The organism is Stenotrophomonas sp. CASM114, assembly GCF_049384325.1.
Lineage (GTDB): Bacteria > Pseudomonadota > Gammaproteobacteria > Xanthomonadales > Xanthomonadaceae > Stenotrophomonas > Stenotrophomonas muris.
The window spans coordinates 260,903-286,636 of record NZ_JBMRGJ010000001.1; the positions used below are offsets into that span (position 1 = coordinate 260,903).

The 25,734-nt window shown below is 67.4% G+C and carries 15 protein-coding genes; 14 read left to right on the forward strand and 1 reads right to left on the reverse strand.

What is annotated here, in order from left to right; genetic code table 11:
* The first annotated feature begins 188 nt into the window (after window positions 1–188).
* The 10 genes from VG566_RS01220 to VG566_RS01265 all read left to right on the forward strand — a co-directional run bounded on the left by VG566_RS01220 (window position 189) and on the right by VG566_RS01265 (window position 15,897).
* Window positions 189–1,388 (forward strand): serine hydrolase domain-containing protein, encoded by a 1,200-nt coding sequence (locus tag VG566_RS01220; RefSeq protein ID WP_241883888.1) that lies wholly within the window; start codon window positions 189–191, stop codon window positions 1,386–1,388.
* Between the two features lie 106 nt (window positions 1,389–1,494).
* Window positions 1,495–1,707, forward strand: a complete 213-nt coding sequence (locus tag VG566_RS01225) for a hypothetical protein (RefSeq protein WP_241883887.1) — start codon at window positions 1,495–1,497, stop codon at window positions 1,705–1,707.
* Window positions 1,708–2,281: 574 nt separating this feature from the next.
* Complete coding sequence (locus tag VG566_RS01230) at window positions 2,282–5,407, forward strand: TonB-dependent receptor (protein WP_241883886.1); 3,126 nt, start codon at window positions 2,282–2,284, stop codon at window positions 5,405–5,407.
* 130 nt (window positions 5,408–5,537) lie between these two features.
* Window positions 5,538–6,296, forward strand: coding sequence for a SapC family protein (locus tag VG566_RS01235; RefSeq protein WP_241883885.1), 759 nt, complete (start codon window positions 5,538–5,540; stop codon window positions 6,294–6,296).
* 3 nt (window positions 6,297–6,299) lie between these two features.
* Window positions 6,300–7,322 (forward strand): cupin-like domain-containing protein, encoded by a 1,023-nt coding sequence (locus VG566_RS01240; RefSeq protein ID WP_241883884.1) that lies wholly within the window; start codon window positions 6,300–6,302, stop codon window positions 7,320–7,322.
* Between the two features lie 11 nt (window positions 7,323–7,333).
* Window positions 7,334–8,866 (forward strand): tryptophan halogenase family protein, encoded by a 1,533-nt coding sequence (locus tag VG566_RS01245; RefSeq protein ID WP_241883883.1) that lies wholly within the window; start codon window positions 7,334–7,336, stop codon window positions 8,864–8,866.
* A 163-nt stretch (window positions 8,867–9,029) separates the two neighbouring features.
* On the forward strand, window positions 9,030–10,523 hold the full coding sequence (gene xylB / locus VG566_RS01250) for a xylulokinase (protein WP_241883882.1): 1,494 nt from the start codon (window positions 9,030–9,032) through the stop codon (window positions 10,521–10,523).
* Between the two features lie 43 nt (window positions 10,524–10,566).
* The gene (gene xylA, locus VG566_RS01255; RefSeq protein WP_043395866.1) at window positions 10,567–11,901 is read left to right on the forward strand and encodes a xylose isomerase; all 1,335 of its coding nucleotides are present in this window, start codon (window positions 10,567–10,569) and stop codon (window positions 11,899–11,901) included.
* 31 nt (window positions 11,902–11,932) lie between these two features.
* Window positions 11,933–13,342, forward strand: a complete 1,410-nt coding sequence (locus VG566_RS01260; RefSeq protein ID WP_046430740.1) for a sugar porter family MFS transporter — start codon at window positions 11,933–11,935, stop codon at window positions 13,340–13,342.
* Entirely contained in the window at window positions 13,339–15,897 is a 2,559-nt protein-coding gene (locus tag VG566_RS01265) for a glycoside hydrolase family 3 protein (protein ID WP_241883881.1), read from the forward strand. Before VG566_RS01260 ends, VG566_RS01265 begins: the two co-directional genes overlap by 4 nt.
* 67 nt (window positions 15,898–15,964) lie before the next feature.
* Here VG566_RS01265 and VG566_RS01270 read toward each other — a convergent pair whose 3' ends face one another.
* The gene (locus VG566_RS01270) at window positions 15,965–17,023 is read right to left on the reverse strand and encodes a LacI family DNA-binding transcriptional regulator (RefSeq protein ID WP_014647205.1); all 1,059 of its coding nucleotides are present in this window, start codon (window positions 17,021–17,023) and stop codon (window positions 15,965–15,967) included.
* A gap of 92 nt (window positions 17,024–17,115) precedes the next feature.
* On the opposite strand from VG566_RS01270, the gene VG566_RS01275 reads away from it, so the two are divergent.
* From VG566_RS01275 to VG566_RS01290, 4 genes are read left to right on the forward strand one after another with little or no spacing between them, the layout of a single operon-like run.
* Window positions 17,116–19,290: an alpha-glucuronidase family glycosyl hydrolase gene (locus VG566_RS01275; RefSeq protein WP_423172611.1), complete on the forward strand. Its 2,175-nt coding sequence runs from the start codon at window positions 17,116–17,118 to the stop codon at window positions 19,288–19,290.
* Complete coding sequence (locus tag VG566_RS01280; protein WP_241883880.1) at window positions 19,287–21,275, forward strand: sialate O-acetylesterase; 1,989 nt, start codon at window positions 19,287–19,289, stop codon at window positions 21,273–21,275. Before VG566_RS01275 ends, VG566_RS01280 begins: the two co-directional genes overlap by 4 nt.
* Window positions 21,276–21,328: 53 nt before the next feature.
* Window positions 21,329–23,023, forward strand: coding sequence for a glycoside hydrolase family 43 protein (locus VG566_RS01285; protein ID WP_100450080.1), 1,695 nt, complete (start codon window positions 21,329–21,331; stop codon window positions 23,021–23,023).
* A complete protein-coding gene (locus VG566_RS01290; protein ID WP_241883879.1) occupies window positions 23,020–25,713 on the forward strand; it encodes a glycoside hydrolase family 3 protein in 2,694 nt (897 codons plus the stop codon). Before VG566_RS01285 ends, VG566_RS01290 begins: the two co-directional genes overlap by 4 nt.
* The last annotated feature ends 21 nt before the right edge of the window (window positions 25,714–25,734 follow it).

The window sequence follows — 25,734 nt, forward strand, 5'->3', positions numbered from 1 at the left end:
TCGCAGGTTCCGGGATCGCCGCATCATACCGTGCGCACTGGCATGGCGACTGCTGGGGGGGCCGGGCGCGTTGGTGACGAACCCGGCGTCCGGTGCGGATGGGCAATCAAGCGCGGCGTGACTTCAGGCACTGCAGCGTGACTACATATGTAGTCACACTGGGCGCACACTCACTGGAAGAGAACGCAATGCCAACGTCCTGCTGGTTGTCCTGCGCCCTGGCCCTCGTGATCGGCATCGCGGGGCCCACCCATGCGACGCCGCGTGCCGACGCCCTCGCCACGATCGAGCGCAACGCGCGTGCTTCGCATTCCGATGCGGTGCTCGTGATGCATGACCGGGACACGCTGCTTGAGCTGAAGCCCGCCCCAGCGCAGGAATCCGTGCACCTGATGTCGGCAACCAAGTCCGTCGTCGCGCTGGGCATTGCGTTGCTGCTGGACGAAGGCAAGCTGGCTTCGATCGACGTACCGGTCAGCCAGATCTATCCGGAATGGAAACAGGGCAGGAAGAGCCGCATCACCGTGCGCATGCTGCTGGACCACACCTCCGGCCTGCAGAACGTGGCCAACGCGGGCGCCGAACTGGAAGGGGCCCCGGACCTGGTCAAACTGGCACTGGCAGCCGAGCTGAGTGACGACCCGGGCGCCGTGTTTTCCTACAACAACAAGGCCACCAGCCTGCTGCCCGGCATTGTCGAGCGCCTGGCGGGCGAGCCGCTGGATGCCTACCTGGATGCGCGCCTGTTCAAGCCGCTGGGCATTGCCCACCACACCTGGATGAAGGATGAGGCAGGCACTCCGCTGGGAATGGCGGGCCTGTCCCTGCGCGCCGCCGACCTTGCCGCCATCGGGCAACTGTTGCTGGATGGAGGCGTGGCGCCGGATGGCAAACGACTGTTGAGTGAACGGTCAGTGGCATTGATCACTGCTGAAAGTGCCCGCTCGCCTGAGGTGGGCCTGTTGTGGTGGCGGATACCAGCGTGGGAACGCTATCAGCTCAAACCCCGGCTGGATGACCTGCTGGCCGGGCACGGCGTTGACGATGACGTGCGCCGCGCCGTGCAGGCCAGCGCGGGGCGCACATTCGACAGCCGGGGGCAGTTGATCGCATTCCTCACCGAACGGTTGGGCGCAGACGGGCCGCAGCGTTACGCCAGCCAGATCACCGCGCGCGGCCTGAAGCTCGCCGATCTCTACGACATCACACGGGGACCGGTCGTCGGCTTTGCCGCCAACGGCTACCTGGGCCAATACCTGATCGTCGTTCCGGAACAACGCGTCGTCGCAGTGCGCCTGATCCATCGGCGCGAGAGCCACCGCGCCCCACAGGACGACTACGCGTCCTTCTTCGCCGATGTCCTGCAATTGGCGCGGGCACTGCAGTAGGTGCTGCCATCATCATGTCCACGCGCTCTGAACAACTTCCTGGAGCCTTCTTCACTGTCGTGCCGCCTAAGGTGGGATGACCCCTTGGCCGCCGGGATACTGAAGCATGTTTGATTACCAGGACTGGACCTTCCACGCCAATGGGCGCACGGTGGTGGCGCGCTTGGCGCTGGACGGCGACGGGGGCGGCACCATCAACCGATACCAGCTGATGCCCGGGCCGGCGCAGTCGGGGCTGTGCATCAAGGTCGCCTCCCAGGACGAGGCCGCGCAGAAACTGGAGGTCGAAGTGATGAAGCTGCTGGGACCGGAGTGGTAGCCCCTGCGTAGCACCACGGTGAGCGGCTCATCTGCTCCGTCCACGATCACGGCGTTGGCCGCGAAAACGGCGGAGCCGGACGGAACGAGTACGGCGAGCCGACTGCGGCGACGATGCGCTGGAGAGCGTTCACGGTGCGTTCCTTTCTGGATGACCCGCAGGCGCGGGCATCTTTCCTGCGGCGGGTGAGCGGTGACCGGATGCGGCAGCAGCCCGGTCATCGGTAGCGGGGTGATTCCAGCGCCGCTACGCGCGCTGCCGATTTGCTGCGCTGCATGGTGACAAGCGCGAACCCGGGTGATTACTCTCCGCTGCAACGCGATGGTAGCGCTACCAGTCGGACGGGGATCCAGGGTCCAGGGGCTGCCTTCTTTGCCGCGTGTTTGTCCTGGCAGGCTTGAAAAGCAAGTGTAAGTCGCGGCGTGCTCCAGCAGCCGTGCTGTTCGGTTTGGAATGCGGGCCACGCCCGTGCGTGCCCCTGGGAGGGGGCGGTACATCCATTCGATCGTATGTCAGAGGGGACTTTCATGAGCACTTGCAGTTTCCGTGGCAACCCGGGCCCGAGGTCCGGTTCATGAGCCGCGCGTTGGCGAAGTTCCGGTCCCGGGCCATGTTCACCTTCGTGGGTGGCGCCCTGGTCATCAATCCTGCGTTTGCGCAGGACGCAGCACCGGCGACCGGGCAGCCGCAGAGCCAGTCGCAGCCCACCCAGCTCGATGCAGTGCAGGTCACGGGCATACGCAACAGCCTGAGCCAGGCCATGGACATCAAGCGCGACTCGGCGGGCGTGGTCGACGCGATCAGCGCCGAGGACATCGGCAAGTTCCCCGATACCAATCTTGCCGAGTCGTTGCAGCGCATCACCGGCATCTCCATCGAGCGCCGTGACGGCGAGGGCGCGCAGGTGACCGCGCGTGGCTTTGGTCCGCAGTTCAACATGGTCACGCTCAATGGTCGCCAGATGCCCGGCGCCGATGCATTCGGTGCCTCCGGGCAGGTGGCCATCGGCGGTGTCGACGGCGGCACTCGCGCCTTCAATTTCGCGCAGCTGGCCGCCGAGGCCATCAATGGCATCGAGGTCTACAAGACCAGCCAGGCGCAGGTGCCCAGCGGTGGCATCGGCGCGACGATCAACATCCTGACCTCGCGCCCGCTCGACCACGCCGGCATCGTGGCCAATGCCGGGGCAAAGCTGGTCTCCGACCAGAGCCAGCCGTTCGACAACGACCTGACGCCGGAGCTGTCGGGCATCTTCAGTTACAGCAATCCGGAAAAGACCTTTGGCGTCAGCCTCAGCGCGAGCCAGCAGAAGCGCAAGGGCGGCTCGGTGCAGGCCACGGAGAACTACTGGAACGTGCAGCCCTGGACGGGGTCGATGCCGGGCAACCCGACCGTGGTGAACGCCCCGGCCGTCGGCCAGCTCTATGCGCGGCCCAACGACCTGCGCTACGCGTTCTCCGAATTCGAGCGCGAGCGAGTCAATGGGCAGGCCGTGCTGCAGTTCGCACCGACGGACAGCCTGACCCTGACGATGGATTACACCTACTCGACCAACGAGATCACCGAGAATCGTGGCGAGCAGGGCATGTGGCTGCAGAACAGCAACTACACCAATGTCCAGTTCGACACCTCCGGTGCGGTCGCCACCCCGGTCTACATCCGCGAGATCGCCGGCACCAAGGACTTCGGGCTGGAACAGCAGCGCAGCATGCAGGAGTACAAGCTGGGCTCGCTGGGCTTCAACGCGGTCTGGAATGTCAGCGACCGTTTCAAGCTCAGCTTCGATGCGCACAATTCGAAGAATGAAAGCCGCCCCAATGACCCACTGACCGGCGGCGGCTCCATCTTCATGAGCATTGCCGGCACCAACAACTGCACCCGTGGCCCGCATTGCGGTGGCTCCTGGGTACAGGAGTTGAACTTCAACAATGGCCTGCCGGTCGGCACCCAGGTCTGGTATCCCAGTACTGCCGATGCGATCGCCGGGACCAATGGCGTGGTCAATCCGGGCTTCCAGGAAGGCGAGATCGGCACCCAGGTGCTGCGCGTCAACGCGCAGACCCAGATCAGCAAGATCAAGCAGGCGCGTGTCGACGGCGAATGGAACTTCGACCACGGCCGCTTCCAGTTCGGCGTGGATACGAACAAGTCCACCACCCACCGCATCCAGGCCGCCGAGGCCTATTCGACACTGGGCGACTGGGGCGTGGCCAACGTGGACCGGGATACCGCCGCCGGCCTGATGGACCTGCTGCAGCCAGTCAGCATCGTCGGCCTGTTCGATGACTACAGTGCCAACAGCTGGCCGGCCTGGCGCGGCAATGCCGGGCAGCTCGCGCAATGGGCGTCGCGCGAGTACGGCGTCGGCCTGGGTGTGAACCCGCAACGCGCGGCCGACAACTTCGTGGAAGAGAAGACCAAGGCGGCGTACTTCCAGGTGGAACTGGACGGGGAGCTGGGCGGCATGCGCACCAATACCCGCCTGGGCGTGCGCTATGAAACCACCGACGTGGTGTCGACCTCGGTCATTGCCGTTCCCGAGTCCATCGAGTGGCAGGCCAACAACGATTTCCGCATCGTGCTGTCCGATGAGCAGCAGCCCTTCACCGAGAAGGCGCGGTACAGCTACATCCTGCCCAACCTTGATTTCAGCATCGACCTCACCGAGGAACTGAAGGGCCGCGTTTCGTTCGGCAAGAGCATCGCCCGCGCGCCGTACGGCAACCTGTATGCAGGGCCCGGTGCCCAGCAGCCGTTCGGCTCGGTGCTGATCGATCCGTCGTCGCGCGCCAGCGGCAATTCGCAGAACCCGAGCCTGAAGCCGCTGGAATCGGACAACCTCGACCTGGGGCTGGAGTGGTACTTCGCCGACGCCAGCTATGTGTCATTGACCTACTGGAACAAGTCGGTCAGCAACTTCATCGGCAACACGGTCGTCCAGGAAAGCCTGTACGGCCTCACCGACCCGACCTCCGGGCCGGATGCGCGGGCGGCGTTGGACTTCCTGACCAGCGGCGCCTGCGTGGTCCAGGTCGGGCCGGCCAATGCGGCCGCCTGCTCAGCCAACGACACCTCGCTGTTCACCGCACTGGCGCTGCTGCGCAACAATCCAGCTGGCCTGGGCGCCTACAACGGCACCGATGCGCAGGTGCTGGCCACCGAAGCGGCCTACGATCTGTATGGGCAGGCCAACGACCCGCTGTACCAGTTCAACGTCAATCGCCCGATCAACCAGAACAAATCCAAGCTGCATGGCTGGGAGCTGGGCGGCCAGTACTTCTTCGGTGACACCGGCTTCGGCGTGCTGGCCAACTACACCGTGGTCAAAGGTGATGTCGGCTACAACAATGGCGGCGATCCGGGTATCGACCAGTTCTCGCTCACCGGCCTGAGCGACACTGCCAATGCCATGCTGATGTACGAGAAGTACGGGTGGTCGGTGCGCCTGGCATGGAACTGGCGCGACCAGTACCTGATCCTGGCCAACCAGGGTTCCAGCCGCAATCCGTACTACGTGGAGCCGTACGAGCAGTGGGATCTCAGCGTCAACTACGCGCTGGATGACCACTGGTCCTTCAGCCTGGAGGCGATCAACCTGACCGGCGAGGATGTGCGGTGGCGCTCGCGCACCTCGCAGATGATCGTCAAGCTGGCCGACCAGAGCCCGCGCTACATGCTGGGCGTCCGTTACAAGTTCTGAGCCTGGTTGCCGATGCGTCCGGCACGGCACCGCTGTCCGCGGCGGTGCCGCCCGGGACCATCTCGCCGCACCTGTCGCACGCCTGCGCTACCCTGCTGACCAGCCACCCCGCACTGGACTGGATACCCTGATGGCCCGCTATGAAATGCTCAACAACATCGCGCATCGGGACCTGAAGGTCGCCACCGGATTCGGGCCGCAGTTCGGCGATGCGGTGGGCATGGTGCCGGCCTATCCCAGCGAGTTCGCCGAACTGCAGCGCGAATATCCGATCTTCCTGCGCCGGGAGGCCGGGACCGGGGCGTGGCAGTCGGTGGCCCTGCTGGGTTTCGAGCAGCACGAGAACCTGTACCTGCAGGACGGACGCTGGAATGCCTCCTACCTGCCCGGCGCGGCCGCAAAAGGGCCGTTCCTGATCGGCTTCCAGGAGCACTACGTGGACGGCCTGCTCACCCAGGACGCGGTGATGCACGTCGACCTGGACCATCCGCGTGTCACCTGCGGCGCCGGTGAGCCGGTGTTCCTGCCGCAGGGTGGAAACACGCCTTACCTGGACCACATCGCTGGCGTGCTGCGCGGCATCCACGAGGGCAGTGCCTTCGCGGCCGGCATGTTCACGATGCTCGACGACTGTGGCCTCATCCAGCCGGTCACGCTTGATGTGCAGCTCGCGCCACATCACCGCGTGGGCGTGAGCGGATTGCACGGCATCGACCGCGAGCGCCTGGCGGCGCTGGACAGTTCACGCCTGGCTGCGTTGAACCGCGCCGGTTACCTGGAAGGTGCGTACCTGATGCTTGCCTCGCTGCATAACATGCGCCGCCTGATCGCCGAGAAGCAGCGCCGTCTCCGCGTCCAGGACGGCACCGCGCAGGCGGTCAGGAACTGACCGGTGCAAGCCCGCCTGCCGATACGGAGCCTGGAAGGCATCGATCCTGCCGCCTTGCCATTGGCCGCCCTGGTGGAGGCCGGTGAGCCGGTCGTACTGCGCGGCATCGCCAGCGGTTGGCCACTGGTCCAGGCCGGACTGGGCGGCGTGCGTGACGCGATGGCGTACCTGTGCAGCGTCGATGCGGGTGCGCCCATCCAGTACTCGTTCGGCGGCGCCGAGATCGCGGGCCGCCCGTTCTACAGCGCGGACTTCACCCAGCTGAACTTCGAAGTGCGGCGCGGTGTACTCGCCCAGGTGCTGGAAGAGATCGCCGCGACGCTGCATGCGCCGCGGCCGCCAACCTATTACGTGGCCTCGCTGCCGATCACGCGGGCACTGCTGCCGGCATTCGCGCAGGCCAACGATGCCGGGCTGGCGAAGCACGGCATCGACGCCACCGCCAGCATCTGGATCGGCAACCGGGTGACGGCCTCGTGCCATTTCGACACACCCGACAACCTCGCCTGCTGCGCGGTGGGACAGCGTGAGTTCACGCTGTTCCCGCCCGCCCAGATCGACAACCTGTATCCGGGCCCGCTCGAACCCACGCCGGGGGGGCAGGTGGTCAGCGTGGTGGACTTCGAACACCCCGACTTCGACCGGCATCCACGCTTCCGCGAGGCGCTGGCGCATGCACGCAGCGCGGTACTTGGACCCGGCGATGCGATCTTCATTCCCAGCATGTGGTGGCACCATGTACGCAGCCTGGAGCCGTTCAACGTGCTGGTGAACTACTGGTGGCGAAGCTCGCCGGCCTGGCTGGGGTCGCCGCTGGCGGCGCTGCAGCACGCGATGTGGTCCGTGCGTGACCTGCCAGCGCGTGAGAAGCAGGCCTGGGAAGGGCTCTTCCGTTACTACGTATTCGGCCCCGGCGAGCGCGCCGGGCAACACCTGCCCGACACGGCGCGCGGGGATCTGGCACCGTTCGACGAGCAGCGCGCCCGCCGCATGCGCGCGATGCTGCTGGGCAGGCTCAACCGCTGAGAGAGGGCACCGTGTTGGATACCCAGAGCACGCCTGCAGAGCGCATCCGCAAGGTGGTCATTGCCGGTGGCGGTACGGCGGGATGGCTGGCCGGCTGCGCGCTGGCGCATCAGTTCCGTGACCAGCTGCAGATCACGCTGGTCGAGTCCGAGCAGATCGGCACGGTCGGCGTCGGTGAGTCCACCGTGCCGCCGATCCGCACCTTCCATCGCTTCCTGCAGATCGACGAGCAGGAGTTCCTGCGCGCGGTGGCCGGCACCTTCAAGCTGTCGATCTCATTCGAGAACTGGCGCCTGCCGGGGGAACGCTTCTTCCATCCGTTCGGCACCATCGGCCACGGCACCTGGGCGGCACCCTTCCATCACTTCTGGCTGGACAGCCTGCGCCGCGGCATGCCCTCGGAGCTGGGCGACTTCAGCCTGGAGAGCATCGCATCGCATGGCGACCGCTTCTCGCTGCACACCCAGCCGCAGGCCAGCTATGCGTATCATTTCGATGCCAGCCTGTATGCGCGGTTCCTGCGCCGCAGGGCCGAGGCCCACGGCCTGCACCGGATCGAAGGCAGGATCGCCCAGGTCAGGCAGCACGCGCACGACGGTTCGGTGCAGGCGCTGGTACTGGACGACGGCCAGGTGATCGAGGGTGACCTGTTCATCGACTGCACCGGCTTCCGTGGCCTGCTGATCGAGCAGACGCTGGGCACCGGCTACGAGGACTGGCACGAATGGCTGCCGTGCGACCGCGCCGTGGCGGTGCAGACCGAAGCGGTGGCGCCGCCGGTGCCCTATACCCGGGCGATCGCCCACGAAGCGGGGTGGCGCTGGCACATCGCGCTGCAGCACCGCGTTGGCTGCGGGCTGGTGTATGACAGCCGCCACCTGTCCGATGACGAGGCCGCAGCGAAGCTGCTGCGCGATGCCGGGGCTCCACCTTTGCGCGATCCATGGAAGGTGCCGTTCCGCAGCGGGCGCCGGCTGAAGGCCTGGAACAGGAACGTGGTGTCGCTCGGGCTGGCCAGCGGCTTCATCGAACCGCTGGAGTCGACCAGCATCCATCTGACGATCAGCGCGGTAGTGCGCCTGATCCAGCTGTTCCCGTTCGACGGCATCAGTGCGTCGCTGGTGAAGCTGTACAACGATGTCAGCCGCCAGGAAATGGAGCACGTGCGCGACTTCATCATCCTGCACTACCACGCAACGCAGCGCACCGAACCGATGTGGAAGGCGTGTCGCGAAATGCGCGTGCCCGAATCGCTGCAGCAGCGGCTGAGCGCGTGGCGCGAGCGTGCACATGCGTGGCAGGACCCCGGCGAGGTTTTCCGCGTGGAATCCTGGACCAGCGTGCTGCTCGGGCAGGGCATCGCACCCGGTCCCGCCCACCCGCTGGCGCGGGCCGTGAGCGACGCCGATCTGCGCACCCTGTTGAAGGGCATCCAACAGCCCGTGCAGCAGGCTGCCGCGCAGATGCCGGCGCAGGCGGAGTTCATCGCGCAGTACTGCAGGTCCGGCGTGGACGTGTGGCGTTCGACGGCAGCAAGCGCGTAACAGGGTTTTGCGTTGCAGCACGCTTTTTCCGCTGCAGCTGGTTACAGTGCGGCAACACCGCTGGCGATGACGCGCGCGGTGGCAACGAGGGGGCCGGACACCACGCCCCCTTTTTGAGTCCACGGAATGTTAGCGCTACCTTTTTTGATCGGAGGCGGTTTCGATGGGTCTGGTTGCAGGGATCGATGCAGGGACGCAGAGCCTGAAGGTGCTGGTCTATGACCCGCGGACGCAGGTGGTGGTGGCCTCGGCCAGCGTGCCGCTCGCGATGGACAGCGGTGCCGACGGCAGCCGTGAACAGGCGCCTGCCGACTGGGTGTCGGCCCTGCGCGCCTGCTTTGCCAGGATCGATCCCTCGCTGCGCGCTCGCATCGTCGCGCTGGCGGTATCGGGGCAGCAGCATGGGTTCGTGCCGGTTGATGATGCTGGCGAGGTACTGGCGCCGGCCAAGCTGTGGTGCGACACCAGCACCTCGGCCGAATGCATCCAGATCATGGACGCCGTGGGCGGGTTCCAACGCACCATCGCGCTGGCGGGCAACCCGATCCTGGCCGGCTACACAGCGTCCAAGCTGCCCTGGACCCGGATCCACCGTGCCGACGCCTATGCGCGGCTGGCGACCATCCTGCTGCCACACGACTACCTGAATTTCGTGTTGACCGGGCAACGGTTCTGCGAGCTTGGCGATGCGTCCGGAACCGGCTGGCTGGACGTGCGCACACGCACCTGGTCGCAGGAACTGCTGCGCGCCACCGATCCTGATCGTGATCTTGCTGCCTGCCTGCCGCCGATCGCAGCGCCCGATGCCCTGTTCGATATCGCGCCGAAGGCCGCGGCCGAGTTCGGGCTGCCGGCGGCCGTGAAGATTGCCGTTGGTGGCGGCGACAACATGATGGCGGCAATCGGCACCGGCTGCGTCACGGAAGGTCGGCTGGCGATGAGCCTGGGAACCTCCGGAACGCTGTTCGCCTATTCCGGCTCGCCGGTGATCGATCCGGACGGCGCGTGGGCGGCTTTCTGCTCGTCCACGGGGGGCTGGCTGCCGCTGATCTGCACCATGAACTGCACCGTGGCCACCGAACGCGTGGCCAGCGCCTTCGGTTTCAGCACCCGCGACGGCGATGCGCACCTCCACGCGACGCCGCCGGGCGCAGGGGGGCTGGTGATGCTGCCGTTCCTCAATGGCGAACGTACCCCCGACCTGCCGCTCGGCAAGGGCGTGCTGGCAGGCCTGGACATCGCCAATTTCACCCCGGCGCACCTCTACCGCGCCGCCATGGAGGGCGCGACCTACAGCCTGAAGTACGGCTACGACGCCTTCGTCCGCGCGGGCATGCGGTTCGATCGCATCGTGCTCACCGGCGGCGGCAGCAACAGCGCGGCCTGGCGTCAGCTGGTGGCTGATGTGTTCGGCCTGCCGGTGGACGTCCCGGTGCAGGCCGAAGGCGCGGCGTTTGGTGCGGCACTGCAGGCGCTGTGGGCGCTCGCCCGGGCGCAGGGAGACGCCGCCTCGATCAGCGACATCACCGCGCGCCACGTCACCGTCGATCCGGCGCTGTCCGCACGGCCGGATCCGGCCCGCAGCGATGCCTATGCACGGGCCTACGCACGCTTCCTCAGCCATCTTGATGCCATCACGCCGCTGCAGCGCGGCTGATGACTCCTCCACGACACCCCGTACAACGACAGGAGCACGCACCATGAGCACGCAGCCCTTCATCGGCGCCAAGGAGTACTTCCCCGGCGTCGGCCGCATTCCGTTCGAGGGCAAGGGCTCGGACAATCCGCTTGCCTTCAAGGTCTACGATGCGAACCGGGTCATCGGTGGCAAGACCATGCAGGAGCATCTGCGCTTCGCCGTGTGCTACTGGCACACCTTCTGCAATGCCGGGCACGATCCGTTCGGCCCGGGTACACGGCAGTTCCCGTGGGAGGCAGCCTCGCCACTGGCCACGGCCGAAGCGAAGGTGGACGCGGCGTTCGAGTTCTTCACCAAGCTGGGCGTGCCGTACTGGTGCTTCCACGATATCGACCTGGCGCCGGATGCCGACGACATCGGCCAGTACCAGAAGAACCTCTCGCACATGGTGGCCCTGGCCAAGGCGCGCCAGGAGGCCACCGGCGTCAAGCTGCTGTGGGGCACGGCCAACCTGTTCTCGCACCCGCGTTACATGAACGGCGCATCGACCAACCCCGACTTCGCGGTGGTCGCGCGCGCAGCGGTGCAGGTCAAGGCCGCGCTGGAGGCCACGGTCGAACTCGGCGGCGAGCACTACGTGTTCTGGGGCGGACGCGAAGGTTATGCGTCGCTGGCCAATACCCAGATGAAGCGCGAGATCGAACATTTCGCGCGCTTCCTCACCATGGCCCGCGACTACGGCCGCAGCATCGGCCTGAAGGGCAACTTCCTGATCGAGCCCAAGCCGATGGAGCCGATGAAGCACCAGTATGACTTCGACAGTGCCACGGTGGTGGGCTTCCTGAAGGAGCATGGGCTGGACAAGGACTTCAAGCTCAACATCGAAGCCAACCACGCCACGCTGTCCGGGCACACCTTCGAGCACGATCTGCAGGTTGCGTCCGATCATGGCCTGCTCGGCAGCATCGACGCCAACCGCGGCAACGCGCAGAACGGCTGGGACACCGACCAGTTCCCCAGCGATCTGTACGACACGGTGGGTGCGATGCTGGTGGTGCTGCGCCAGGGCGGCCTGGAAGGAGGCTTGAACTTCGATGCGAAGGTGCGCCGCGAATCGACCGACCTTGAGGATCTGTTCATTGCCCATATCGGCGGCATGGACGCCTTCGCACGCGGACTGGAGGTTGCCCATGCACTGCTGACCGAGTCGCCCTGGGAGCAATGGCGCAAGGAGCGCTACGCGAGTTTCGACAGCGGCGCCGGCCAGGAGTTCGAGCGTGGCACGCTCAGCCTGCCGGACCTGGCGGGCCTGGCCGCTCGCCTCGGCGAACCGCACCAGGCCAGCGGCAAGCAGGAGCGTTACGAAAACCTGCTCAACCAGTACCTGCTGCGCTGAGCGCGGCAACGGTGCACTCGAGGGGACGGGAATGAACCAGGCAGCAGGCAGCGGTGAGAATACCCGGCTGATCGTACTGATCAGCGTGGTAGCGACGATTGGCGGTTTTCTGTTCGGCTTCGACAGCGGCGTGATCAACGGCACCCAGGACGGCCTGCACCAGGCGTTCCGGTCCGGTGAATGGATGCAGGGGTTCGAGATCGCGTCGATGCTGCTGGGCTGTGCGGTGGGCGCGTTCAGTGCCGGCCGCCTGGCCGACCGCCTCGGCCGTCGCAACGTGCTGATCCTGTCGGCGGTGATGTTCCTGCTGTCGGCACTCGGTGCCGGGGCGGCGGCCTCGTCGGGCTGGTTCATTGCGGCGCGGGTGGTGGGTGGGTTCGCGGTAGGCGCGGCGAGCGTGATCTCGCCGGCCTACATTGCCGAGGTCGCTCCGGCCCGCTATCGCGGCCGCCTGGCCACGGTGCAGCAGATCGCGATCATCACCGGGCTCACCGCTGCCTTCCTGTCCAACTACCTGCTGGCGGCCGCAGCGGGCGCGTCGACCGAGCCGCTGTGGGCCGGACAGGCTGCCTGGCGCTGGATGTTCTGGATGCAGGCCGCGCCATCGCTGGTGTTCCTGCTGCTGTTGCTGACCATTCCTGAGAGCCCGCGCTACCTGGTGGTGAAGCGGCGCAAGGACGACGCGCTGCGCGTGCTCACCCGGCTGCTCGGCAACGACAAGGCCCGCGCCACGCTCGAAGAGATCGATGCCTCGCTGTCCAACGACCACCATCGCCCGCGCCTGTCCGATCTGAAGAGCCGGGCGACCGGGCGGATCCGCCCGATTGTGTGGGTCGGCGTCGGACTGGCCTGCTTCCAGCAGCTGGTCGGCATCAACGTGGTGTTCTATTACGGCGCCGTGCTGTGGCAGGCGGTCGGCTTTTCCGAAAACGACGCGCTGCTGATCAACGTGCTGTCCGGCGCGCTGAGCATCGGCGCCTGCGTGGTCACGGTGCTGCTGATCGACCGGATCGGCCGCAAGCCCCTGCTGTGGTTCGGCTCGGCCGGGATGTCGCTGTCGCTTGCACTGGTGGTGGTCGCGTTTGCAAGTGGTTCACTGGCCGACGGGCATCTGCAGCTACCCGGGCGCATGGGCACGCTGGCGCTGGTGGCGGCCAACGCCTATGTCGTGTTCTTCAACCTGTCGTGGGGGCCGGTGATGTGGGTGATGCTGGGCGAGATGTTCCCGAACCAGATCCGCGGTTCGGCACTGGCGGTCGCCGGCGCAGCGCAATGGACCTCCAACTTCGTGGTCACGGTGACGTTCCCGATGCTGCTGGCCGCGGCAGGGCTGGCGGCCACCTACGGCATCTACCTGGTGGCGGCGATCATCTCGGTGATTTTCGTGGTCCGGCATGTGCACGAGACCAAGGGCAAGGAACTGGAGCAGATGGAAGGATGAGCGCCATGACATCGCAGACCTCCTTATCCCGCAGCGGCGTGCTGATCGCCGTGCTGACGCTGGCGTTGCTGGGCTGCCACGGCCAGGACCGGCCCGCCGCCACTGCGGGAGCCGCCAGCGACCCGTGGCCACAGGTCACCTGGCCACTGGCCGCGGATCCTGCGCTGGAGAAGCGGATCACCGACCTGATGGCAGGCATGACGGTGGAGGAAAAGGTCGGCCAGCTCGTGCAGGGCGACATTGCCAGCCTCACCCCCGATGACGTGCGGCGCTACCGCCTTGGTTCGATCCTGGCCGGTGGCAATTCCGACCCCGGTGACCGCTACGATGCGTCGCCAGCCGAGTGGCTGGCGCTGGCAGACGCCTTCTACGACGCCTCCATGGACACGTCGAAAGGCGGCAAGGCCATTCCGCTGCTGTTCGGCATCGATGCCGTGCATGGGCAGAGCAACATCATTGGCGCCACGTTGTTCCCGCACAACATCGGGCTGGGCGCCACGCGCAATCCGGAGCTGCTGCGGCAGATCGGTGGCATCACCGCGCTGGAAACCCGCGTCACCGGCATGGAGTGGACGTTCGCGCCGACCGTTGCGGTACCCCAGGATGATCGCTGGGGCCGCAGCTACGAGGGCTACTCGGAATCGCCCGAGGTGGTGGCCAGCTATGCCGGCGCCATGGTGGAGGGATTGCAGGGCAGGGTGGGAACACCGGAGTTCCTCGATGGCCGCCATGTGATCGCCTCGGTGAAGCACTTTCTCGGTGATGGCGGCACCACCGACGGCAAGGACCAGGGCGACACCCGCATCAGTGAGCCGGACCTGGTGCGCATCCATGCCGCCGGATACCCGCCGGCCATCGCCGCCGGCGCGCAGACCGCGATGGCATCGTTCAACAGCGTCAACGGTGAAAAGATGCACGGGCACCGGCACTACCTCACCGATGTGCTCAAGGGACGCATGAACTTCGGTGGCTTCGTGGTGGGCGACTGGAATGGTCATGGCCAGGTCAAGGGCTGCACCACCACGGACTGCCCGGCCACGATCAACGCGGGCCTGGACATGGCGATGGCCTCGGACAGCTGGAAGGGTTTCTACGAGACGACGCTGGCGGCGGTGAAGGACGGCCGGATAACGCCGCAGCGCCTGGACGATGCGGTGCGCCGGATCCTGCGGGTCAAGTTCCGCCTGGGGCTGTTCGAGGCCGGCAGGCCGTCCACGCGGGCCGTTGGCGGCCAGTTCGCACTGATCGGCGCGCCGGCACATCGCGCGGTGGCCCGGCAGGCCGTGCGCGAATCGCTGGTCCTGCTGAAGAACCAGAACGGCGTCCTGCCGCTGTCGCCGAAGCAGCGGATCCTCGTGGCCGGCGACGGTGCCAACGATGTCGGCAAGCAGGCCGGCGGCTGGACGCTCAACTGGCAGGGCACCGGCACCACGCGCAAGGACTTCCCCAATGCGGACTCCATCTACGAGGGCATCGCGCACCAGGCCAGGGCGGCCGGTGGTGAAGCCGTGCTTGCCGTTGACGGTCGCTATGCAGTGAAACCCGACGTGGCGGTGGTGGTGTTTGGCGAAGACCCCTATGCCGAGTTCCAGGGAGACCGGCCGACGCTGGCCTACAAGCCCGGCAACGAAACGGATCTGGCGCTGCTCAAGCGGCTCAAGGCCGATGGCATACCGGTCGTCGCGGTCTTCCTGAGCGGGCGGCCGCTCTGGGTGAACCGGGAAATCAATGCCGCCGATGCCTTCGTGGCCGCGTGGCTGCCGGGCTCGGAAGGCGCCGGCATTGCCGATGTACTGCTGCGCGGGAGCGATGGCCGGGTGCAGCACGATTTCAAGGGCAAGCTCAGTTTCAGCTGGCCGCGCACCGCCACCCAGTACGCCAACAACGTCGGCCAGAAGGACTACGATCCGTTGTTTGCGTTCGGCTTCGGCCTGACCTACGCCGACAACGGCGACCTGGCCGCGCTGCCGGAGGCATCGGGCGTGACCGGCAACGAGGGCGCGACCGGCGTGTTCTTCGCGCGCGGTGATGCAGGCCCCGGCATGGCGCTGCGCCTTGAGCAGGCCGCAGGCCAGGGCCTGACCGTGACCCGCGTGCCGGACGCATTGCCCGATGATCGGCTGAAGATCACCGGCGTGGATCATCTGGCGCAGGAGGACGGGCGACGCCTGGCCTGGTCGGGCAAGGGCGAGGCCGTTGCTGCACTGCACTCGCACACGGCGCTGGACCTGCAGCGCGAATCCAACGGTGACCTGATGCTGCTGACCACGCTGCGCGTGGACGCTGCGCCGGAGGGTGAGGCGTGGCTGTCGGTCGGGTGCGGCGTGGGCTGCTCGGCACGCATCGCCATCGGGCCGTCGCTGGCGGCGCTTCCCCAAGGCCAGTGGAAGCGCGTTGGTGTGCCGCTGAAGTGCCTGGCCAAGGCGGGTGCAAAGCTGGACGCGATCGACCGACCGTGGTCGTTGGTGACGGCCGATGCGATGACGATCTCCGTGTCACGCGTCGCGCTGGGCGCACTGAACGAAGCCGAGGTCGCCCTTGGATGCGGCGCATGATCGCTGCCGGCCTGACCGGCACCCTGCCGCGTACTGCGCAGGCGCAGGCATGAGGGCGGGGCCTGCGCTACCGGCGCGTGGGCGGTGCGGCTACCGAACCGCGAGCGATCAGCCGATGCGGCATCACATGTTCGCGCAGCACCGTTGCGTCCCCCGCAGGACGGCGGATGGTGCGCAGCAGGATGTCGATGGCCGCGTTGGCCATCGAGGCGATGGGCTGATGGATCGTGGTCAGTTCCGGCCACACGGTGGTGGCGGCCGAGGTGTCATCGAAACCCACCACCGACAGGTCGCGTGGCACTTCCAGCCCGCGCCGATGCGCCACGGAGATGGCGGCGGCACCCATGTCGTCGTTGCTGGCGAAAATCGCGGTCGGTGGCCGGCGCTGGGACAGCAGCTTCTCGGCCGCGGCCAGGCCGGACCGGTAGGTGTAGTCACCGTGCTGGACCAGGCCGGGCTCCACCGCCAGCCCGGCCTCGCGCAGGGCGGTGACGAAGCCGTCGTAGCGGAGCGCACTTGCGCTCAGGTCATCGCGCCCACGGATGAAACCGATGCGGGTGTGTCCCTGCCGGAGCAGGTGATCGGTCATTTCCCTGCCCGCACTGAAATCGTCGATGCGGACGCAGGACAGGGCCTCGCTCAGGCGACCCGATGCGATGGCCACCACCGGAATGCCAGCCTTGACCAGTTCGCTTACGGCGGCCTGCGATTCGCACAGCGGCGGCGGCAGGATCACGCCGTCGACGCGTCCGGCGAGCGCACGCGCCGCCCTGCGTTCGGATTCGGCATCCAGGTTGTCCCAGTAGTCGATGACCAGCTGGATGGCGGAACTGGAGGCGACGCGCAGCAGGCCCACCAGCAGTTCGCGCAGGTAGGCGCCGCTGGGGTTGGTGTAGATCAGCGCAATGCGCGTGTGCTGTGCAGCGGCCAGCGAACTGGCGGCAAGATTGGGCGTATAGCCCAGCTCACGCACGGCGCGCAGCACGCGCTCTCGGGTGACGTCGCGCACCTTGCCCTGGTTGATTACCCGCGACACGGTCATCGGCGAAACGCCGGCAAGGGCCGCAACCTCGTCGATCGTCACGCCTGCGGTTCTGCGGCGAACCGATTTCTTCGGCTTGTCCAATGCACGATCCCTTTGTTCTTGGTGGCGCTGCCGCGCGGGTGCAAAGGACGATGATGCGCTGCCCCGGGCCCGGACGTAGTCTACAAAGGCGCATGTTAACGCCGTTGTTGCGCGCTGTCGGCACGCAGCTGCGGGCCCTGCTCGTGCTGCTGGCCTGTGTTGGCGGGGCACGGGCGGAGGATGGCTATGCGCTGTGGATGCGCTACCAGCCGGTTGCCGCAACGGTCGCTGCCGATTACCGGCGGCAACTGGCCGAAGTGGTGGCCCCGGATCGCACGCCAATGCAGCGCGCCACCCGCGACGAGCTTGCGCGCAGCCTCCCTGGATTGCTGGGAGCGGCGCCGCCAATGCGAACGGCAATCAGTACCGAGCGTGCCCTGGTGCTGGGCACGCCGCAATCTTCGACACTCGTCGCCGCGTACGGCAACGAGATCGCCACGTTGGGCGACGAGGGCTTCCTGATCCGGCGGGTCCGGATCGAGGGGCGCGATGTGCTGCTTGTGGCGGCACGCCAGGATGTCGGCGTGCTGTATGGCATGTTCCATCTGCTGCGCCTGCTGCAGCGTGGCACCCCACTGCAGGCGCTGGATGTGCGTGAGTCGCCGCAGGTCGCACTGCGTGTGCTCAACCATTGGGACAACCTGGATCGTTACGTCGAGCGTGGCTATGCAGGCAGCTCGCTGTGGGACTGGCAGACGTTGCCGCAGTGGCGTGACCCGCGCTACACCGACTACGCCCGTGCCAACGCCTCGCTCGGCATCAACGGCACCGTCCTCAACAACGTCAATGCCAGTGCGCTGAGCCTGTCGCCGGCCTATCTGGCCAAGGCCGCCGCGCTGGCCGACCTGTTCCGGCCCTATGGCATCCGGGTCTACCTGAGCGCGCGCTTCAGTGCGCCCATCGAGCTTGGCGGCCTGGCAACGGCTGATCCGCTGGATCCGGCTGTGCGGCGCTGGTGGCGCGACAAGGTCGATGAGATCCATGCGCGCATTCCGGATTTTGGCGGTTTCCTGGTCAAGGCGAACTCGGAGGGGCAACCCGGCCCGCAGGATTACGGTCGTTCCCATGCCGACGGCGCCAACCTGCTGGCCGAGGCACTGGCGCCCTACAACGGCGTAGTGATGTGGCGCGCCTTCGTGTACTCGCACCAGGTTCCCGAAGATCGCGCCAAGCAGGCGTACAGCGAGTTTGTAGGGCTGGACGGTGCCTTCCGCCCCAACGTGATCGTGCAGGTGAAGAACGGTCCCATCGACTTCCAGCCGCGCGAGCCGTTCCATCCGCTGTTCGGCGCCATGCCACGCACGCCGCTGATGATGGAACTGCAGATCACCAAGGAGTACCTGGGTTTCGCGACGCACCTGGTGTACCTGGGAACGCTTTACGAAGAAGTGCTGCAGGCCGACACCCATGCACGCGGCGAGGGCTCCACGGTCGCCCGCGTGGTCGATGGCTCGTTGGAAGGTCATGCACTGACCGGCATCGCCGGCGTTGCGAACATCGGCGTAGACCGCACCTGGAGCGGCTCGCATTTCGACCAGGCCAACTGGTACGCGTTCGGACGACTGGCATGGAATCCGCAGCAGTCCGCGCGCGGCATTGCCGAGGACTGGGCCGCGCTGACCTTCTCGCCCGACCCGCAGGTGACCGGCCCGATCGTGCGGATGATGATGGACTCGCGCGAGGCGGCGGTGGACTACATGACGCCGCTCGGGTTGCATCACCTCATGGCACGCGGCCATCACTACGGTCCCGGCCCCTGGGTGGACGGCGGCCCGCGTGCGGACTGGACGTCGGTCTACTACCACCGTGCAGACCGCAACGGCATCGGTTTTGACCGCAGCGCAAGCGGAAGCAACGCCGTGGGGCAGTACTTCCCGCCGGTTGCCGGGGTTTATGGCGATCCGGCGCGGGTGCCCGAGTCGCTGCTGCTGTGGTTCCATCACGTGTCGTGGGATCGCCGCATGCGCTCGGGCAGGACGCTGTGGGACGAACTGGTCGGGCGCTATTCGCGGGGTGTGCGCCAGGTGCAGTCGATGCAGGCGACCTGGGCGGGCCTGCGCGACCGGATCGATCCGCAGCGGCACCAGCAGGTGGCGGCGTTCCTGCAGATCCAGCGCGAGGAAGCGCAGTGGTGGCGCGATGCCAGTGTGGCGTACTTCCAGTCAGTCAGCGGCCGACCGCTGCCGGCGGGAGAACGGCCACCGCCACAGCCGTTGTCGTACTACCAGGCATTGCAGTTTCCTTTCGCACCCGGAGATGGGCGATGAACCGGTTCGGATGGTCCGCGCGCGCGGCGGCGTTGATGGTGCTGGCGTGGCTTGCCGCACCGGTGGCGGCCGGCGAAACGACGGGTTTGCTGCACCCGCTGTTCCAGGACCATGCGGTCCTGCAGCGCGACCGGCCGATCACCGTCTGGGGCCAGGCAAGCCCTGGGCAGGCGGTATCGGCCACCTTCGCGGGCCAGGCGGTGGCCACACAGGCCGATAGGGCAGGCCGCTGGCAGGCCATGTTCCCCGCCATCGCCGCAGGCGGCCCGTACACCCTCGAGGCAACCGCCGGGACCCGGCGCGAGACGGCGCGGGATCTTCTGGTCGGCGACGTCTGGTTGTGCGCGGGGCAGTCGAACATGGAGCTGCCGGTCTGGCGCTCGCTCAACGCAGCCAGCGAGATCGCCTCGGCCACGCTGCCACGGATCCGGCTGTTCAGCGTGCCGCAGGACGCGGCCGTGCACGCGCAGGAGAGCTTCAAGGGTCACCCTGGATGGACACGGGCAACGCCCGATTCGGTGCGCGGTTTCTCTGCAGCCTGCTTCTATTTCGCCCGCGAACTGCAGCGCACGGTTACCGTACCGATGGGGCTGATCCAGGCAGCGTGGGGCGGCTCGCGGATCGAGGCCTGGACCAGTACCGATGCCCTGCGCGGGCAAGGTGGCATGGACGAGGCCCTCGATATTCTCGCGCGCTCTGCCCGTGATCCGCTGGAGGCACGCGCAGCCTGGGGCCGCCACTGGCAGCACTGGTGGGAGACGCGCGAAGGGGCGCTGCCCGGCGACGCACCTTGGCGCGCGGATACCGATGACCGCGCATGGTCGCACGCACCGGCCACACTGGGCGCATGGGAGCGGTGGAACGAGCCCGCGCTTGCCGATTACAACGGCATGGTCTGGTATCGCACGCAGGTGGTGCTGAGCGCTGAACAGGCTGCACGCGGCGCGACCCTGGAGCTGGCATCGGCCGACGAGGTGGACGTGACCTGGGTGAACGGGGTCGCCGTCGGCAGCCAGTACGGCGCCGGCCAGAGGCGCTATCCGTTGCCGAGTGGCCTGTTGAAGGCGGGATCCAACAGCATTGCGGTCAATGTGCTGGACACCTACGGCGAAGGCGGCCTGGCCGGCCCCTCAACGGCATACGGCCTGCAGTTCGACAACGGCGAGCGCGTGGCACTGCAGGGCCCCTGGAAATACCGGGTGGCGGCGGGCCAGCAGGCGCCGCCTTTCGCGCCATGGCAGGCCGCCACCGGGCTGTCGACGCTGTACAACGGGATGATCGCACCGCTCGGGGGCTTCGGGCTGCGCGGCATGCTCTGGTATCAAGGTGAATCGAACACCAGCGATGGTGCGGCGTATGCGATGCGGTTGCGTGCGCTGCGCGAGGACTGGCGGCGGCAGTTCGGTGCGCGCACGCCACTGCTGCTGGTGCAGCTGGCCGGCTACGGCCAGCCGTCGGTGGTGCCCGCCGCCAGCGGTTGGGCGCAGGTGCGTGAGGCGCAGCGGCGCGTCGCCGCCGAGGATGCGCGGAGCGGGCTCGCCATTGCCATCGACATCGGCGACGCCTACGACATCCATCCGCCGAACAAGCAGGAGCTCGGGCGCCGCCTGGCGCGCGTGGCGCGCCACGTGGTGTACGGCAAGCAGGACGTGGCGCCGTCGGGTCCGCGAGCGGTAACGGCCGTGCGGACGCCCGCTGGCGTGGCCATTGCGTTCGAGGATGTCGAAGGCGTGCTCACCGCGACCGGCGCGCTGCGTCCGATTGGTTTTGAACTGTGCGGGACCAGGGGTGATACCCGCCACTGCGACTACGGCGACGCCGAACTGGATGGGCGCCGGATCCTGCTGCGCGGCCCGCTGTCGACGCACGCAACGCATGTCCGCTATTGCTGGGCCGATGGCCCGGTGTGCACGCTGCGCGACGGCAGCGGGGCACCGGCAGGCCCGTTCGAACTTCCCATTGCCGAAGCCGAGACGCGACGATGATGACGCTGTCCAAGCAGTCCCCTCCGGTCCGCGACAGGGCCGGCCTGAGGTCGATGGCGCGCCACCTGCTGGCGGCGGCACTCCTGCTGTCGGCCGCAACCAGCCCGGCCAGCGCGCCGCCGGACGCACCGCCGGTGTACTTCGACTGGTTCGAATACCGCGGCCACGACGCGGCCTTCGACACGCCGCTGCCGGCCGGCCACTACCGCAATCCGGTGCTGGCCGGCTTCCATGCCGATCCCAGCATCGTGAGCGCGAACGGCCGGTTCTACCTGGTCAATTCCAGCTTCACCTATTTCCCGGGCATTCCGGTGTTCGAGAGTGCCGACCTGGTTCACTGGAAGCAGATCGGCAACGTGATCGACCGCGCCACGCAGCTGGATTTCGACGGGCTGAGCGTCTCGCGCGGCATCTTCGCGCCCACCATCGAATACCACGATGGGGTCTTCTACGTGGTGACCACGGCCACCGACAGTGGTGGCAACTTCATTGCCACCGCGCGCGACCCGGCCGGTCCGTGGTCCGATCCGCACTGGCTGCCCGGCATCGATGGCATCGATCCATCACTGTTCTTCGATGACGACGGCAAGGTGTACCTGGTCAACAACGACGCGCCGCCCGGCACACCACGCTACGACGGGCACCGCGCCATCTGGATGCAGCAGATCGATCTGGCTGCCTTCAAGCCGGTGGGGCCGCGCCGGGTGCTGGTCGACGCGGGCGTGGAGCCGGCGAAGAACCCGATCTGGATCGAAGGCCCCCACATCTACAAGCGCCAGGGCTGGTATTACCTGTCCGATGCCGAAGGCGGCACCGGGCCGCAGCACTCCCAGGTGGTGCTGCGCAGCCGCACCGTGTGGGGCCCGTATGACCCCTACGCGGGCAATCCGATCCTGACCCAGCGCGAGCTGCCCGACGACCGACCGCTACCGATCACCAATGCCGGCCATGCCGACCTGGTCGAAGGCCCGGACGGTTCGTGGTGGGCGGTGTTCCTGGCCAGCCGCAACTATCAGACGCGGCACTACAACACCGGGCGCGAGACCTATCTGCTGCCGGTGCGCTGGCAGGACGGCTGGCCACGGATCCTGCCGGCCGACCAGCCCATCCCCTACGTGGTCAAGGCGCCGTCGTGGATGCAGGGCGAAGCATCCCAGGCCCCCTCGACCGGCAACTTCGTCGAGCGCGACAACTTCGATGGACCGAGGCTCGATCGCCAGTGGCTGCGCGTGCGGGTGCCCAAGCACGCCTGGGCCGACCTGGCCACGCGCCCGGGAATGCTGGCCGTGCACCCGCTTGCCGAGGATCTGGACACGCTGCGCAATCCCGCGTTCCTTGGCCGACGCCAGCAGCACCTGCGCTTCGAGGCGAGCGCCGCGATGAGCCGGCCGGGGCCTGGCGTGGCGGCCGGCCTGGCGGCGTTCCAGAGCGAGGCGTACTGGTACTTCCTTGGCGTTCGCAGCCTTCCGGACGAGCGACTTTCGCTCTTCCTGGAAGTTCGTGATGGGGGTGGCAGTACGCGCATCGTGGCGACCCGCGAGGTGCGGGCACCGGATGCGTTGCGCCTGAAGATCGCCGGCAACGAGGGCGACTACGCGTTCTCGTTCGATACCGGCGACGGGCAGGGCTGGCAACTGCTTGCAGGCAAGGTGGATGGCACCGTTCTGAGCACGGACCGGGCGGGCGGCTTCGTAGGCGCACTGCTGGGTCCCTTCGCGCGCGATGAGCGCACCGGGAGAAGCAAATGAGGCTGTCGCTGTCGTCCAACGCCCGTCGCCGCACGTTGCGCCGCGGGCTCACTGTGTTCGTTCTGACCTGCATCGCGGCGGCCGCATCCGCAGCCGCGCCGCGGCCCTGGCTGGACGTTTCGGCCAGCTTCGAGCAACGGGCTGCCTCACTCGTCGCGCAGATGACGCTGGAAGAGAAAGCCGCGCAGATGCAGAACGCCGCGCCGGCAATCGAACGCCTGGGTGTGCCCGCCTACGACTGGTGGAATGAGGGACTGCATGGCGTGGCACGGGCAGGGCAGGCCACGGTCTTTCCGCAGGCGATCGGCCTGGCCGCGACCTTCGATGTGCCGTTGATGGGGCAGGTGGCCACGACGATCAGCGATGAGGCCCGCGCAAAGCACCACCAGTTCCTCCGCGAAGGCGCGCACGGCCGTTACCAGGGGCTGACCTTCTGGTCGCCGAACGTCAACATCTTCCGCGACCCGCGCTGGGGCCGCGGACAGGAAACCTATGGCGAGGACCCGTACCTCACCGCGCGCATGGGCGTGGCCTTCGTACGTGGCCTGCAGGGCGACGACCCCGTCTACCGCAAGCTGGACGCCACCGCCAAGCATCTGGCCGTGCACAGCGGGCCGGAGGCCGACCGCCATCACTTCGATGCACGGCCCAGCCGGCGCGACCTGTATGACACCTACCTGCCGGCATTCGAGGCGCTGGTCAAGGAGGGCGACGTCGATGCTGTGATGGGCGCCTACAACCGCGTGTACGGCGAGTCCGCCAGTGCCAGCCGTTTCCTGCTGCGCGATGTGCTGCGACGCGACTGGGGCTTCAAGGGCTACGTGGTCTCGGACTGCTGGGCCATCGTCGACATCTGGAAGCACCACCATATCGTGACCACGCGCGAAGCCGCTGCGGCGCTGGCGGTCAGGAATGGCACCGAGCTGGAATGCGGCCAGGAGTACGCCACGCTTCCGTCGGCCGTGCGTCAGGGTTTGATCAGCGAAGCGGAGATCGACGATGCGGTGACCCGTCTGTTCACCGCACGGATGCGCCTGGGCATGTTCGACCCGCCGGAGCGGGTGCGCTGGGCGCGCATTCCGGCCTCGGTGAACCAGGCCCCGGCCCATGATGCGCTGGCGCTCAAGGCCGCGCAGGCGTCGCTGGTGCTGCTGAAGAACGACGGCATCCTGCCGCTGTCACGCGACATCAAGCGCATTGCCGTGGTCGGTCCCACTGCCGACGACACCATGGCGCTGCTCGGCAACTACTTCGGCACACCGGCCGCGCCGGTCACGATCCTGCAGGGCATACGCGAGGCGGCCAAGGGCGTCGAGGTTCGCTATGCCCGCGGCGTGGACCTGGTGGAGGGCCGCGACGATCCCGGTGCCACGCCGTTGATCGAGCCGACCTTCCTGCGGCCTTCGGCGGACTCGCCCGAGCGTGGCCTGCGTGGCGAGTACTTCCGCACGCCCGACCTGTCCGGTACGCCGGCCCTGGTGCGTACCGACGCGCAGATCGGCTTCCGCTGGGACCGCGGCTCGCCGACCGACAACCTGTTGGCACGGGGCGAAGCGGCACCGGGGCAGGGGATCCCGAACGACCGCTTCAGCATCCGCTGGAGCGGCCAACTGCTGCCACCCGTGTCCGGCCGCTACCGGCTGGAGGTGGCCGGCGATGATGGCTACCGCCTGTACCTGGACGGCAAGCGCGTGATCGATCACTGGGTGAACACAGATCGCCTGCATGCCGAGGGCATCGAACTGGAGCTGCAGGCCGGGCGTGCCTACGCGCTGACGCTGGAGTACTACGACGACGAGCGCGATGCCGGCGTGCGCCTGGGCTGGCGCATGCCCGGCGCCAAGGCGCCGTTCGATGAAGCGCTCGATGCCGCACGCGAAGCCGATGTGGTGGTGTTCGTCGGTGGCCTTACCGGCGATGTCGAAGGCGAGGAAATGACGGTCAACTATCCAGGCTTTGCCGGTGGCGACCGTACCGACCTGCGGTTGCCCGCGCCGCAGCGCACCCTGCTGGAGGCCCTGCACGCTACCGGCAAGCCGGTGGTGATGGTGCTCACCGGCGGCTCGGCGATCGCCGTGGACTGGGCGCAGTCGCATCTGCTGGCGATCCTGATGAGCTGGTACCCCGGGCAGCGCGGCGGCACCGCCGTCGGCCAGGCGCTGTTCGGCGACGTCAATCCCGCCGGCCGGTTGCCAGTGACGTTCTACAAGGCCGGCGAAGCGTTGCCGGCATTCGACGACTACGCCATGGAGGGCCGAACCTATCGCTACTTCCGCGGCACGCCGCTTTATCCGTTCGGTCACGGCCTGTCGTACACGCGGTTCGACTATGGAACGCTCCGCCTCGATGCAGCCAGGCTCCGCGCCGATGGCCGCCTGGGCGTGGCGGTCGATGTGACCAACGCAGGCACGCGCAGCGGTGACGAAGTGGTGCAGCTGTACGTGCGGCGCGAGCACGCTGGCAGCGGCGATGCCGTGCAGGAGCTGCGTGGCTTCCAGCGGATCCATCTGGCCCCGGGCGAACACCGCACGGTGACGTTCACCCTGGAGGCAGCGCAGGCCCTGCGCCACTATGACGAAGCGCGCGCCGCGTATGAGGTGCGGCCCGGTGCCTACGAGGTCAGGGTGGGGGCGTCCAGTGCCGATGCACGCGCGCAGGGCAGGTTCACGGTGGTGTCCGCGCATGACTGATCGCTCTCGCCGCCATCGATT